The sequence below is a fragment of the Streptomyces sp. NPDC055189 genome (assembly GCF_053606765.1).
In genome coordinates, this window is the sequence record NZ_JBSGSG010000072.1 from 13,120 (window position 1) to 25,482 (window position 12,363).

18 protein-coding genes and 1 riboswitch are annotated in these 12,363 nt (G+C 69.7%); of the genes, 4 read left to right on the forward strand and 14 right to left on the reverse strand.

Annotation, left to right across the window (positions count from 1 at the left end):
* Positions 1 to 4: 4 nt before the first annotated feature.
* The 13 genes from ACWFR3_RS35075 to ACWFR3_RS35135 form a co-directional block, all read right to left on the reverse strand.
* Positions 5 to 1,015 (reverse strand): Ppx/GppA phosphatase family protein, encoded by a 1,011-nt coding sequence (locus tag ACWFR3_RS35075; protein WP_453738736.1) that lies wholly within the window; start codon positions 1,013 to 1,015, stop codon positions 5 to 7.
* Positions 1,016 to 1,109: 94 nt separating this feature from the next.
* A complete protein-coding gene (locus ACWFR3_RS35080; RefSeq protein WP_453738737.1) occupies positions 1,110 to 1,403 on the reverse strand; it encodes a gas vesicle protein K in 294 nt (97 codons plus the stop codon).
* A complete protein-coding gene (locus ACWFR3_RS35085; RefSeq protein WP_453738738.1) occupies positions 1,400 to 1,588 on the reverse strand; it encodes a gas vesicle protein in 189 nt (62 codons plus the stop codon). Before ACWFR3_RS35085 ends, ACWFR3_RS35080 begins: the two co-directional genes overlap by 4 nt.
* Positions 1,585 to 2,385, reverse strand: coding sequence for a GvpL/GvpF family gas vesicle protein (locus ACWFR3_RS35090; RefSeq protein WP_453738739.1), 801 nt, complete (start codon positions 2,383 to 2,385; stop codon positions 1,585 to 1,587). Before ACWFR3_RS35090 ends, ACWFR3_RS35085 begins: the two co-directional genes overlap by 4 nt.
* Positions 2,382 to 2,780: a gas vesicle protein gene (locus tag ACWFR3_RS35095; protein ID WP_453738740.1), complete on the reverse strand. Its 399-nt coding sequence runs from the start codon at positions 2,778 to 2,780 to the stop codon at positions 2,382 to 2,384. The genes ACWFR3_RS35090 and ACWFR3_RS35095 overlap by 4 nt, the downstream gene beginning before the upstream one ends.
* Positions 2,777 to 3,964 carry an SRPBCC family protein gene (locus ACWFR3_RS35100; protein WP_453738741.1) on the reverse strand — a complete coding sequence of 396 codons (1,188 nt, stop codon included), beginning with the start codon at positions 3,962 to 3,964 and terminating at the stop codon, positions 2,777 to 2,779. Before ACWFR3_RS35100 ends, ACWFR3_RS35095 begins: the two co-directional genes overlap by 4 nt.
* Positions 3,957 to 4,649 (reverse strand): DNA primase, encoded by a 693-nt coding sequence (locus tag ACWFR3_RS35105; RefSeq protein ID WP_453738742.1) that lies wholly within the window; start codon positions 4,647 to 4,649, stop codon positions 3,957 to 3,959. Before ACWFR3_RS35105 ends, ACWFR3_RS35100 begins: the two co-directional genes overlap by 8 nt.
* Complete coding sequence (locus ACWFR3_RS35110) at positions 4,646 to 4,909, reverse strand: gas vesicle protein GvpG (RefSeq protein WP_453738743.1); 264 nt, start codon at positions 4,907 to 4,909, stop codon at positions 4,646 to 4,648. Before ACWFR3_RS35110 ends, ACWFR3_RS35105 begins: the two co-directional genes overlap by 4 nt.
* Before the next feature lie 5 nt (positions 4,910 to 4,914).
* Complete coding sequence (locus tag ACWFR3_RS35115; protein WP_453738744.1) at positions 4,915 to 5,694, reverse strand: GvpL/GvpF family gas vesicle protein; 780 nt, start codon at positions 5,692 to 5,694, stop codon at positions 4,915 to 4,917.
* Positions 5,691 to 6,116 (reverse strand): gas vesicle structural protein GvpA, encoded by a 426-nt coding sequence (locus tag ACWFR3_RS35120; RefSeq protein ID WP_453738745.1) that lies wholly within the window; start codon positions 6,114 to 6,116, stop codon positions 5,691 to 5,693. The genes ACWFR3_RS35115 and ACWFR3_RS35120 overlap by 4 nt, the downstream gene beginning before the upstream one ends.
* Before the next feature lie 93 nt (positions 6,117 to 6,209).
* Positions 6,210 to 6,668: a gas vesicle protein GvpO gene (locus tag ACWFR3_RS35125; protein ID WP_453738778.1), complete on the reverse strand. Its 459-nt coding sequence runs from the start codon at positions 6,666 to 6,668 to the stop codon at positions 6,210 to 6,212.
* 69 nt (positions 6,669 to 6,737) lie between these two features.
* A complete protein-coding gene (locus ACWFR3_RS35130) occupies positions 6,738 to 7,184 on the reverse strand; it encodes a phage holin family protein (protein WP_453738746.1) in 447 nt (148 codons plus the stop codon).
* Entirely contained in the window at positions 7,144 to 8,694 is a 1,551-nt protein-coding gene (locus ACWFR3_RS35135) for an amidase (protein ID WP_453738747.1), read from the reverse strand. The genes ACWFR3_RS35130 and ACWFR3_RS35135 overlap by 41 nt, the downstream gene beginning before the upstream one ends.
* Positions 8,695 to 9,042: 348 nt before the next feature.
* Between ACWFR3_RS35135 and ACWFR3_RS35140 the strand changes: the two genes are divergently transcribed.
* The 4 genes from ACWFR3_RS35140 to ACWFR3_RS35155 all read left to right on the forward strand — a co-directional run bounded on the left by ACWFR3_RS35140 (position 9,043) and on the right by ACWFR3_RS35155 (position 11,665).
* The gene (locus tag ACWFR3_RS35140) at positions 9,043 to 9,708 is read left to right on the forward strand and encodes an ATP-dependent Clp protease proteolytic subunit (protein ID WP_453738748.1); all 666 of its coding nucleotides are present in this window, start codon (positions 9,043 to 9,045) and stop codon (positions 9,706 to 9,708) included.
* A 7-nt stretch (positions 9,709 to 9,715) separates the two neighbouring features.
* Positions 9,716 to 10,024, forward strand: a complete 309-nt coding sequence (locus ACWFR3_RS35145; RefSeq protein WP_453738749.1) for a hypothetical protein — start codon at positions 9,716 to 9,718, stop codon at positions 10,022 to 10,024.
* A 363-nt stretch (positions 10,025 to 10,387) separates the two neighbouring features.
* Positions 10,388 to 10,551: riboswitch (cyclic di-AMP (ydaO/yuaA leader) on the forward strand.
* Between the two features lie 3 nt (positions 10,552 to 10,554).
* Positions 10,555 to 11,028: a C40 family peptidase gene (locus tag ACWFR3_RS35150; protein ID WP_453738750.1), complete on the forward strand. Its 474-nt coding sequence runs from the start codon at positions 10,555 to 10,557 to the stop codon at positions 11,026 to 11,028.
* A gap of 130 nt (positions 11,029 to 11,158) precedes the next feature.
* The gene (locus tag ACWFR3_RS35155; RefSeq protein ID WP_453738751.1) at positions 11,159 to 11,665 is read left to right on the forward strand and encodes a DUF6328 family protein; all 507 of its coding nucleotides are present in this window, start codon (positions 11,159 to 11,161) and stop codon (positions 11,663 to 11,665) included.
* A gap of 16 nt (positions 11,666 to 11,681) precedes the next feature.
* Here ACWFR3_RS35155 and ACWFR3_RS35160 read toward each other — a convergent pair whose 3' ends face one another.
* Positions 11,682 to 12,317 (reverse strand): LysE family translocator, encoded by a 636-nt coding sequence (locus tag ACWFR3_RS35160; RefSeq protein WP_453738752.1) that lies wholly within the window; start codon positions 12,315 to 12,317, stop codon positions 11,682 to 11,684.
* Positions 12,318 to 12,363: the final 46 nt, after the last annotated feature.

Genomic DNA, 12,363 nt, shown 5'->3' on the forward strand with positions numbered 1-12,363 from the left:
GCTCTCAGTTCTGCAGAGCCGCGACCCGCAGCGCCATCGGCTGCACCACGGGCTGTGTCAGCCTCTCCCGTCCGCTGACCTCCGCCCACCACGCCCCGCCGTCCTCCATGTGCCGAAGGAGCACGCCCTCACGGATGGCCCAGGGGCAGATGGTGACCGTCTTGACGCCCGTCAGCTTCATCGCCGTATGCCCCACGATCGCTCCGGCCAGGCTCTGCACGGCCCGCGGCGCCGACACCCCCGGCAGCCGGGCACGTTCGGACGCCGGCAGTGCGGCGAGCCGGTCGCGGCAGTCGCGCAGTTCCGCGCGGGTCAGCTGCCGCGTCATGAAGGGACCGTGGCGTCCGGGGGCCGCGCCCCCGAGCCGCGCCAGCTGCTGGAACGTCCGTGACGTCGCCACCGCGGTGCGCGGTCCCTCCCAGCGGATCCGCGCGGCGACGTCCCGCAGCTGGTGGCGCACCTTGCGCCGCAGCTCCTTGACGCTCTGCTCGCTCGGCGGATCCTCGCCGTCGAAGAACTCCCGGGTCAACCGGCGTGCGCCGAGGGGCAGCGAGGCCACGTAGTCCGGCAGCCGGCCACGCCCGAAGGCCACTTCGAGCGAGCCGCCGCCGATGTCGAACAGCGCGAGAGGCCCGGCCCGCCAGCCCATCCATCTTCGGGCCCCCAGGAAGGTGAGTTCGGCCTCCACCTCGCCGGGCAGCGTGCACAGCCGTACGCCGGTCTCCTCGTCGATCGTCCGCAGTACGTCGAGGCGGTTGGGCGCGCTGCGTACGACCGTCGTCGCGAAGGCCAGCGGCTCGGCCGAGCCCCACCGCCGGGCGGTCGCGGCGGCAGCGGAGACCGCCGACACGAGCTGACCCATGGACTCTTCGGGGATCATCCCGCTCGGCCCGACCTGCTCGGAGAGTCTCACCTTCCACTTGGCGGTGTGGACCGGCAAGGGCACACCGTCCTCGGCGTCCACGACAACAAGCCGGACCGCGTTCGCTCCCACATCCATCACACTCATTCGCATGTGACTCTGAGTACCCATCAGACCAGCGAGCAGTCACCCGCTCTGATCAGAGCAGCCGAACAGAGCCACCGAACCGCGACACCGGCGGAGCCGGCTAGTCCCGTGGAAGCAGCGATCCCAGCGGCCCGAGGTCCAGGTTCAGGTCCTCGGGCCGCAGGCCGTACCGATTGCGCAGTTCGGCCATGCGGTCGTCGAGGAGCATGAGCGTGAGACCGATCCGCTCCTCCTGGTCCTCGTCGAGCTCCCCGGTGTCGAACCGGCGCACGGCCTGCCGCTCCATGAGCTGACGCAGCAGCTCCACGACCGTCAGGACGAGTTTGATCAGGTCGCGTTCCACCGTGTCCGGTTCGAGTTCGAGCCGGTTATTCCCCGTCGTCCGCTCACTCACAGGAACTCCTCGAAGGGGGAGGGAACTTGCTCGTTCACCGAGCTGATCAGTGCGTTCAGGTCGATACGGACGAGATCGACGTCTGCGATGCGCAGGGTGAGGTCGCCGGAGATGACGACCCCGCCCGCGAGCAACCGGTCGAGCAGGTCGACCAGGGCGACCTCCCTGCGTTCGACGACTGTCACAGTCCCGCCTCTCCCGCCGCACCGTCCGCGGCGTCGTCGGCGTCGGCCTCCAGGCCCGCGAAGGAGTACGCGGCCCACGGCCCGGTGAGGTCCACGCGCAGGCCCGCCTCATCGGCCTTCACGCCTTCCACCAGTTCGGCGAAGGCCTCGGACTCCGAACGCGGCACCAGATAGGACGCGTTGAGTACATTGCGGCCCGATTCCCGGGAGAGCGCGGAGTTCTGGGGCGCGTGCAGCCGTGCGTCCTCCGCGTATTCGCAGAGCATGCCGTGCAGCCGTTGCGCGAACTTCTCGGCGCTCTCCCACATCTCTTCGTGGGCCCGGTTGCGCTGTCGCCGCTGGCGCAAGTAGTCCCTGCCGCTCGCGGGCTTCCCCGGCTCCTGCGCCGGGCGCGCGGCCTCCGCCTCGGCATGGATCTTCACGCCCCATTCCACCCGGCCGTCGAGCCGGTCGAGCGTCCGCCGCAGGGAGTTCTCACGCTCCTCCATCATCGCGCGCACGCCCGCGTCGTCCCGGAAGACCGTGGCGAGCCGCAGCGGCAGCGGTGTGGTGACCGCGGTGAGCGCGTCGATCACGGCCTGGTGGGCGCGCGCCGTCTCGCTCAGCCAGTCCAGGTCCTCCAGATGGCGCTTGAGCGGCTCCTCGGCGAAGTCCTGCTCCGGCACCGTGCCGACCACGGCGATCAGGCCGTGGTGCGACAGCTGACCGGGGGGCGCGCCGTCCACCCCGGTCACCTGCGCCTGGAGCGCCGCGTCGAAGGGGCGGCAGATGGCGTAGACGTACCGCAGTCCGCTCATGTGCTTTCCTCCGCCTTGCTCTGCTTGGCCTTGCCGCGCGCTGTCCCGCTCTGCTCGCTCTTGCCTCGCTCCACCGTGCGCCGCTCCGCGGTGCCTTGCTCCAGCTCGGCGACCTGAGCCCGCAACTCGGCGTTCTCACGGGCCAGTTCATTGCGACGCGCGCCGGAGGACAGTGCGGGGTCGTCCTCCCACCAGTCGATCCCCATCTCCTTCGCCTTGTCGACGGAGGCGACGATCAGGCGCAGCTTGATGGTCAGGAGTTCTATGTCGAGCAGGTTGATCCGGATGTCCCCGGCGATCACGACACCCTTGTCGAGCACACGCTCCAGGATGTCGGCGAGGTTCGCACCGCCGCCCTGCCCGTACGGTTCGGGCATCCGGCTGGGCATCGTCATCGGCGACTCCCGCTCGCCGCGGGCTCTTCGTCGTACTTGGCGTCCTCTTCGTCCTCGGCCTCGTCCTCGTCGTACTTGGCCTCTTCCTCGCCCTCGTCCTCCTCTTCCTCGTCTTCGTAGGAGTCCTCGGGCTGCTCCTCGTCGCCCTCGCCCTCGCCCTCGTCTTCCTCTTCCTCGTAGGAGTCCTCGGGCTGTTCCTCGTCCTCGTGCTCTTCTTGCTCGTCGTCCTCGTAGGACCCTTCGGGCTGCTCCTCCTCGTCGCCCTCGTACTCGTCCTCGGCGACGTCCTGCGCTTCGCCCTCCTGCTCCTCGCTCTGCTCCTCTTCGAGGGCGTCCTCGTGACTGCGGACGACCTCGCCGTCGCGGATCTCACCGCGCCAGCCGTCCTCCGCCTCGCCCTTGATGGTGATGAACCGCGAGAAGTTCTTCAGGTCGAGCCGGGCCCGACGGCCCTGGGCGCGCCAGATGTTGCCGGTCTTCTCGAAGAGACCCTTCGGGTAGTACTCCAGAACCAGCAGGACCCGCGTCAGGTTCTCCGCAAGGGAGTGGAAGCTGACGACGCCCTTCGTCGTGCCCTTCGCGCCCTCCGAGGTCCAGGCGATCCGGTCGTCCGCCACCTGCTCGGTGGTGTGGGCCTTCCAGCTCCGGTTGGACCAGAAGATCTTGGCCTGCCAGTCGGACGTGGTGTCGTCGGCACGGTTCGCGCTCTTGACGCCCTTGGCGAAGGTGCTGAAGTCCTGGTACTGGGTCCACTGGTCGTACGCCGTGCGCAGCGGCACGCCGACGTCGATGAACTCCATGATGACCGTGGGCTTCTTGCCGGCCCCGCCCTTCTTGCGGCCCTTGCCGCCAGTCAGGTTCTTGAAGGCGCCGACCACGTTGTCCTTGGCCCGGCCCGCACCGACCTCGATGGCGGAGCGCAACGGCCCCTTGCCCTCGGCCATCTTGCGGCCGCCGTCGAGAGCCAGCTTGGCGAAGCCCGGGCTGTTGCCCTCGGCGATGTCGTTCAGCTTGTTCGTCGTCTGGCCGAGCTTGTGGCCCACTCCGGTCAGGAGCCGCTGGGCCTGGGCCCCGAGGTAGTCCTGGACCTCTGACTTGAGCCGGTCGGCGGCCTCGCTCTGGGCGAGGCTGCTGAGCGGATTCTCCTTCGCCCCGTCCTTCGCGGACTTCAGGGTGTCACTCATCACGACCGCCCTCCTTCGGCAACCGGGCTCCCGTGGTGCGGCGCGCGGACGTCTTCGCCGCGGCCCTGGCGGGCGCCTTCTTCGCCGTCTTCTTCGCAGGGCTCTTCTGCGCCGACTTCTGTGGCGCCGGCTTCCTCGCGGGGCTCTTCTTGGCCGCCGCCTTCTTGGGGGCGGGCTTGCGCTCGGGAGCCCTCTTCCTGGGCCGGGGCTTCTCCTCGGGCTCCGGCTCCGACTCCGCCTCGGCGGACTCATCGCCGTCCCGGTCGTCCCGGTCGTCGTCGTACTCCGCGTACTCCTCGTCCGAGCGCTCCGAGCCGTCCGAGTCGTCCGCCTCGTCCTTGCTGCCGCGGCCCGGTATGTCCGGTGTCACGCCCGCGAGTTGGTCGCGCACATCGGCCGTACGTCCGTGCAGCCGGTCGGCGAGACCCGACACCTGCCGCTCCAGCAGCGCGCCGGTGGCGGCCTTGCCGACTCCGCGGAGGTCACCGCGCAGCTGATCGCCGATCTCCTTGAACTGCGGGTTGTTCTGCAGCTGCTGGGAGAGCAGGTCGCCGATGGCGCGCGGGCTCAGGTTCATCCGCTTGCCGGCCACCATGGTGCCGACGGCGAACGCCAATTTCATCTTCTTCGTACGTCCTAGAACGTATCCGGCCCCTACGGCGAGGCCCATGCCAAGTCGATTCATCGTGTGGTCCCGTTGTCGGGTCCCGCACCGGAGTGCAGGCCTATTTCCAGGCGGTCGAGCAACTCGTCCTCCTGGCGGTCGAATTCCTCCTCGCTGAGCTCGCCCGCCTCGAGCTGCTGCTCGAGCTGGGCGAGTTCGGCGCGGACGGTGGCCGGGTCGTAGTAGAGGCGCTCGGCCTCGGCGAGTACCTGGTTCACCGCCCAGAGGCTGCCGCGCACGGGTGCGAACGGCAGCATCAGCACTTCGCCGATCAGTCCCATGGCGCTTACTCCTGCCCGATGTGCGAGCCCGTGGCCTCCGGCGTGGCGCCCGCGGGCTCGGAGGGCCCTGGCTCGACGAAGCTGTAGGGCGGCAGCGGGCCGTTGACGCGCAGCTCGATGTGCGGGTGGCTCTTGCGGGCTTCCTCGACGGCGTCGAGGAATGCCCCGGCCGCATCGCGCTCCACCAGGAGCGACAGGTTGGCCAGCCATCCCGTGGACTCCGGGCCCACGCTGACGGCGTGCGCCGTCGGCTCCAGGATGTGGTGAAGTTCCACCGCGTCCTCGGCCTCCCGGCCCTGCAGGGCTGCCACCACCATCTCGCCGAGCTGCAGCTTCTGTTCGTAACTGCCGCCGCCCGCCTGCCGGTTGGCTTCGGCGAGGGCCTGCACCTCCGGGTTGTCCGCCATCACGCGGTGCAGGGCGGCCTGCTCGTCGTGGCTGGCCTTGACGTTGTACTCGACCTTGCCCGCCAGCGTGGTGAGCCGTTCGCGGTAGTGCTCGGCGCGTTCCGCGAGCACGCTCGTGACGGACTCGTCGTCGGGGGCGACGTTGCCGAACCGCATGGGAAGGACCGGCCCTTCGGCGCCCGCCTCGTTCAGTACGTTCTGGTGGGCGAGGAGGTCATTGCGCTTGGGGCGCAGCCCCTCGGGCGCGTCACTGACGATGGCCGCCAGGTCGCCTTCCTTGAGGATGCGTACGGGGCGCGCCGGCTTTCCCACGCCTTCCATACCTTCGGGGAGCGGAGCGTGAGAGCTCGCGGTGATGCCATAGACGTACGTGCTCATTCCTGCTCCTCCTTCCTGCGCGCGGACGTGCTCTTGCGTGCGCGCGGACGGGACTCGGACTGGCCCTCTTCACGGGACTGCTTGAACGCGTCGGAGATGGTCTCGGCGGCACCGGACAGGGCGCCCTTGGACTTGCCGCGCGCACCGGATTCGGTTATTTCGCCGACCAGGTCGGGGAGCCCGGGGTCCTTGTGCGGGCCCGACTCCAGGTCGAGGCGGTTGCACGCCTCGGCGAAGCGCAGATAGGTGTCGACGCTGGCGACGACCACACGCACATCGATCTTCAGGATCTCGATGCCGACGAGCGATACACGCACGAAGGCGTCGATGACGAGGCCGCGGTCAAGGACGAGCTCCAGTACGTCATACAGGCCACTGGAGCCGCCCGAGCCGCCGGACTGTTGTGCAGGAACTACGGTCATGCCGACCGGCCCTCCTTGTCTGTGAAGTCTGTGGAAAGAACTGCGGAATCCCGCGCACAGGATTTGCGCTCAACGGCTCCATCGGCCGCCGCTCTATCGGCCGCCGCCCTTTTGGGAGTCGGCGCGGCCGCGTTCGTAGCGGCGGACACGCCGGTAGCCCATGAGTTCGCCCTGCGGGTCGCACTGCACCTGATAGCTCGCGAGGAGACTCATCGTGTCCGGCACCCTGGTGAGTTCCAGGACCTCGATCTCCAACGTCCAGCCCTCTTCGGTCTGTTCGAAGGACGACACGGACTCGGTGGTCATGCCGGTGAGCTCGGCGAGCTGGGTGCGCGCCGTGCGCAACACCTCCATGGGGCCCGGACGGCGCTTCGCCCTGCTGCTTTCCGCGCTTTCCGTGCTTTCCGCACTTTCCGCGTGTTCGGTTGAATTCTTCGAGTTCGGGTTCGAGTTCGCGCTTGATTTCGCGCTTGATTTCGCGCTTGCATTTGCGTTCGAGTTCGAGCGCTGTGAACTCGTCCGCCTCTTCGCTGGATCTGACGATGTGTTCAATATGGCCACCTCTTCTTCACGAGTGGCCCGTAATCCGTTGGCCAAACATCCACATCGAGGCGGCTTCGCTCATCGGCCGGGGCGGTGCGGCACATCGGGGTCCACACCGCCGGGACGCGTCGCGTCCACGGTCGGCGGCGTCACCGGGCGCTCGGGGGCCGCCACCGGCGGGGCCCCGGGCGCGGGAGCCGCGGAAGGCGTGTCAGGGGTTGGGCGGGCCGCGGAAGGGCGGGCCGCGTCACGCAGCAGATGGGCCACAACACCGAGTACCACCGCGGTGATCAGCGCGGCCGCCCAGTCGGGCAGGCCAAGGGCGATCACGAGGCCGATGGCGAGCGCGAGCGCGGCGCCCGCGTAGAGGCCGGCGGCGCCCGCCCCCGCGTACAGCGCGGCCTTGCGCCGCTGTTTTCTCGTCTGCTCCCTCAGTTCGTGGCGCAGTTCGTCGCGTACGGCCTCGCGGGCGGCACGCGTCAGTTCATCGACGAGGTTCTTGTCCAGATGCTCCAAGTGATTCATGGCGCCCGAGTACCCGGCCGCCCGGACGCGTAACGCCGGGCCCCGGCCTCCGCTCGCCGTGCCGGGTGGCTTGTTCGAAGGCGTGACCGATCTGCAGAACCCGTAGATCCGCACGATGCGGCCCCACGATCTGCAGCCCGACCGGCAGCCCTGCCGGGGTGAACCCGGCGGGCACGGAGAGCGCCGGACTGCCGGTCGCGGACACCAGGTACGCCGAGCGCATCCACTCCAGGTAGTCGGTCATCGCCACTCCGCCGACCGTGTCCGGATATTCCTGTTCGGCAGGAAACGGTACGACTTGACTGGTCGGCAGGATCAGGGCGTCGTACCGCTCGAAGAACTCCCGCACCCGGTGGAACAGTTCGCCGTGCAGCACGGTGGCGCGCTCCAGGTCGATACCGGTGAGCGTGCGCCCCTGTTGTACGTTCCGCACCAGGCTGGGCTTGATCCGGTCGGCCGCGGTCTCCGCGAGCGCACCGAGCGCGAGATGGAACTGCCAGGCACGGAAGGTCCGGAACACCTCGTCGGCGCCGGAGAGGTCGGGGCACGCCTCCTCGACCGTGCACCCGAGGTCCGCGAAGACCGTGACGGCGGGCGTGAGCACGTCGGTGACCTCGCGGTCGACCGGGACCGCCCCTCCCAGGTCCGGCGACCAGGCGATCCGCAGCCCCGTCAGATCCCGCTCCAGCGATCCGGCGAACGCGCTCCCCGGCGTCTCCAGGGAGATCGGCGAGCGCGGGTCGGGACCGGCGACGACGGAGAGTAGCAGGGCCGCGTCGGCGACGGTCCGCGCCATCGGCCCCTGCACGGCCATCGTCGACCAGGGGGTGGCGTCCGGCCAAGTCGGCACCCGCCCCGGCGAGGGGCGCAGGCCCACCACGTTGCAGAACGACGCGGGGTTGCGCAGTGAACCGCCCATGTCGCTGCCGTCGGCCAGGGGATGCATGCCGCAGGCGAGCGCGGCCGCGGCTCCCCCGCTGCTGCCGCCCGCCGATCGCCGGAGGTCGTAGGGGTTGCGGGTGGCGCCGAAGACCGGGTTGACGGTGTGCGAACCGGCCGCGAACTCGGGCACGTTGGTCTTGCCGATGGTGATCGCCCCGGCGCCGCGGATCCGCTCGACGATCAGTTCGTCGCGGTCAGGGACGTTGTCGGCCAGGAGCGGCGTCCCGTAGGTGGTGCGGATGCCGCGGGTGTCGTGCGTGTCCTTGTGGGCGACGGGCAGCCCGTGCAGCGGGCCCAGCGATGCGCCGCGCACCGCCTGTTCGTCGGCGGCGCGCGCCTCGTCGAGCGCGCGCTCGGCCACGAGGGTCACCACGGCGTTCACGTCGCCGTTGACCTGCTCGATCCGGTCCAGGTGCGCCTGGACGACCTCGCGCGCCGACAGCTCGCGGGCGCGGATCCCTGCGGCGAGTTCACGGGCGGTGAGGTGGACGAGCTCGGCGCCGTCGGAGATCTGACGGGTGCCGGGGGCTTGGTGGGCGGCGGGGGCCTGGTGGGCTTCAGGATTCATGCGGGGCTTTCGGCTCGGGGCGACTGACTGCTGACAACTGACAACCGACGCGAACACCTGGCAGCCGACGGACGGCCAACCGGACGCCGAGTTCGCGACGGTTCGCGACGGTTCGCGACGGGTTCGCGACGGGTTCGCGACGAGCCGGAGTATGCCCACGCCGCCGCTCCCGCCACCCGGCCCCGCACGCCGCGCCCCTGGCTTTCAGCGGGCGGCTGAAACGCGGCGCATCTGTTGACTCCGGCCGATCACCCGAACACGCTCCTCCCGACGACGTTACGTACGTCCTGTACATTTTTTACAGGAACCCTCGGGGAGCAGCCGCCCCCGGCAGAGGAGAGACGTGCCATGAACCGACCCTTCGCCCGCTATGTCCTGCCCGAGTTCACCGAACGCACCAGCACGGGGCAGCGGACCCTCGATCCGTACTCGAAGCTGCTCGAGGAGCGCATCGTCTTCCTCGGCACGCCGATCGACGCCACCTCGGCCAACGACGTGATGGCGCAGTTCATGCACCTCGAATACCTGGCGCCCGACCGCGACATCTCGCTCTACATCAACTCCCCCGGCGGCTCGTTCAGCGCCATGACGGCGATCTACGACACGATCCAGTTCGTCACCTGCGACGTGGAGACGGTCTGCCTGGGCCAGGCAGCTTCGGCGGCCGCCGTCCTGCTGGCCGCGGGCACCCCCGGCAAGCGGTGCGCGCTGCCCGGTGCCCGGGTGCTGATCCATCAGCCGTCGCTCGCCGAGCCGATCCACGGCCAGACGACCGATCTGGCGATTCAGGCCGACGAACTCCTGCGCACCCGAACGCAGTTGGCAGAGCTGCTCGTCCGGCACACGGGCCGGAGCCCCCAGCGCGTCGCCGCCGACATCGAGCGCGACAAGATCCTCAGCGCCCCCGAGGCCGTCGAGTACGGCCTGGTGGACCGGATCATCGCGAACCGCAAGTCATCCCTCGACACCCCGCACCTCGACGCCCCGCGTCCCAACACCCCGGAAGCGGGGTGAACCGCCGGTGCTGCCGCCCGAACTCCCCCCGTTGCCCGCACTCACCCGCGCCGAGGGCGAGTTAATCGACCGGTATCTCGAAGTGGTCGACCTGGTGGGCCGGATCAACCCCGCCCGCGCATCGGACACCTATGGCGGACTGCGCGCCGCCCAGGCCCTGGTCGGCAGCGCGACAGCCCTGCGGGACGCGCTGACGCTCATGCACCAGCGCGGCGAGAGCGCCGTGCACGCGCCGACGCTGGCCAGGGCGCTGCGCGTGCTTGACGGGGAGCGGCGAGCCGGGCGGGTCACCGTGCCGCCTCCGCAGGCGTCCTGAGCCCCCGTCACCACGGCCCTGACCCCCGAACCGTCCGGACCCGATTCCAAACGAACCAAACGGGCTACCTCGTTCGGCGTAGACATTCGTAGTCTTTCGAGCCGTCTTCGGTTGCGTCAGATGCGTACGCGTGGGCCGGAATTCTTCGTTCCGGTGCTGGTCGAACGATGCTCGGACCCCTTGGTCCGATCCCGGATCCGACCCTGTCCACCCGAACGGTTCAGTCGTGAGGAGGTTCACAAAACGCCGTTTCGGCTCGGAATTTGACCACTTGGCGGGTCAAGATCCCTTCCGACGACAAGCCCCCGCCACAGCGGCGGGGCGATCCGGGCGGACGCCGAGTCCTGCCGCCGCCCGGATGACCGGTCGACATCGGTGCATCGGCAGGAGTGGAGGACCCAGGCATGACGGGTCGGTCCGGAAGGTCCGGACGCCGACCCTTGGGGTGAAGCCGCACATCGCGGCCGGGCAACTTCGCCAGCCCGAATCCGACAGGTCATCCTTCACAGGCGGCTGACGAAGGGTTGCGCATGACTGCGCTGAATCATGTTCCGTCGCTGCTCACCAGGGCCGGTTCGGTATCCGCCCTCACGCTCGCCGTCGTAGGCGGCACGCTGGCGGCTCCGGGACTCACGTCGGAGGCCGAGGCCGCGACGCACGCGACCAAAGCGCTCAAGATCGCTGCCTCGAAGAAGGGCTCTCCGTACCGCTACGGGTCGACGGGTCCACATCGGTTCGACTGCTCGGGCCTGACCCTCTACTCGTTCAAGCGCGCGGGCAAGAAGCTGCCACGCACCGCCGCACAGCAGTACAACAAGACCCGTCACATCTCCGCGTCCAAGCGCGAACGCGGCGACCTGGTCTTCTTCCACTCCGGCCGGAACGTGTACCACGTCGGCATCTACGCCGGTAAGGGCCGGATCTGGCACGCCCCGAAGTCGAACACCGTGGTGCGGCTCGAGAAGATCTGGACCAAGAGCGTCTGGTACGGCAGGGTGCGCTGATCACCCGTCACCGATCTACGGCTGTCGGACGGTGGCGGCCTCACCGCCACCGCTCGACCGGCCCCCGTCGGGCGTTTTGACCGGCGCGTCCGTCAGGCGTGGAGAGCGTCGACGCGGATACTCGTGCGCCATGGCCGAAAACAACAGCTCCACCGCTGCGGGCGAGCCGTCGCGCAACGAGACGACCTTCGAACGCGCCGACCGCAACTTCTCGGAGATCCTCCAGGAGCTGCGCGTCACACAGGCCGGGGTGCAGATCCTCTTCGCGTTCCTGTTGACGCTCGCCTTCACCGAGCGCTTCCCGTCGCTCGACACGGTGCAGCGCGCCACGTACGTCAGCACGCTGCTGCTCGCCGTCCTCGCCGCGGCGCTGTTCACGGCACCGGCCGCCGTGCACAGGTCACTGTTCGGGCGGCAGGCCAAACCGCGGATCGTGCGGGTCTCGTCCCGCCTCGCCGGGTTCGGCCTGGTGGTCCTGGTGTTCGCGGTCGCCGGTGCCGTGCTCCTGGTCGTCGACGTGGCGGTGGGCAGGACCGGCGGGATCATCGCGAGCGCGGGCACGCTGGTGGTGTGCGCGGGCCTGTGGGGCCTGCTCCCGCTCCTGGTGCGTCGCGCGGCGGACAGGGACAGCGAATAGGCCACGCCGGACGATGTCAGCCGAGCAGCGCCTCGGTGAGGAGCACCAGGCCGAGCGCGCTGAGCACGACCCCGGTGCCGCCCTCGATGGCGCGGGCCACGCGCGGTTTGCGCAGCCGCCGGCCGAGGCGGTCCACCAGGAGCGCGACGACCGGGAACCACACCAGGGCCAGGGCCACGATGATGGACGCCAGCAGCAGGGTCCTTGGCATCGCGGGGCTGCCCGCGGGCACGAACTGGGGCAGCACGCTGAGGAAGGTGATGGGCGCCTTGGGGTTGAGGGCGTTGGTCAGAAAGCCCTGCCGCAGGCTGCCCCCGACCGCCGTCGGCTCGCCGCCCCCGCCGTGTGTGGCGGCGAAGTCCCGGAGCGGACGCGCCGCCGACCGCAGCGCCCGGTAGCCGAGATGGAGCACGTAGGCCCCGCCCGCGATCTGCAGCGCCCGAAAGAGCGTGGGCACCGCCGCGAGGACCGCCGCGACCCCGGCCACCGCGAGCGCCGTGTGCAGCACGAGCCCGCCCGCGACACCGACGGCGCAGACGACTCCGGCGCGGCGGGAGGCCAGCGCGTTGCGCACCACCACCGCGAAATCGGCGCCCGGTATGGCGACCATGCCCGCGGCGACCCCGGTGAAGGCGACCAGTTCTGCGTCCATGGCACCCAGCCTGCCGTTCTTCTGCCTTCAGCAGGTATGTGCAATA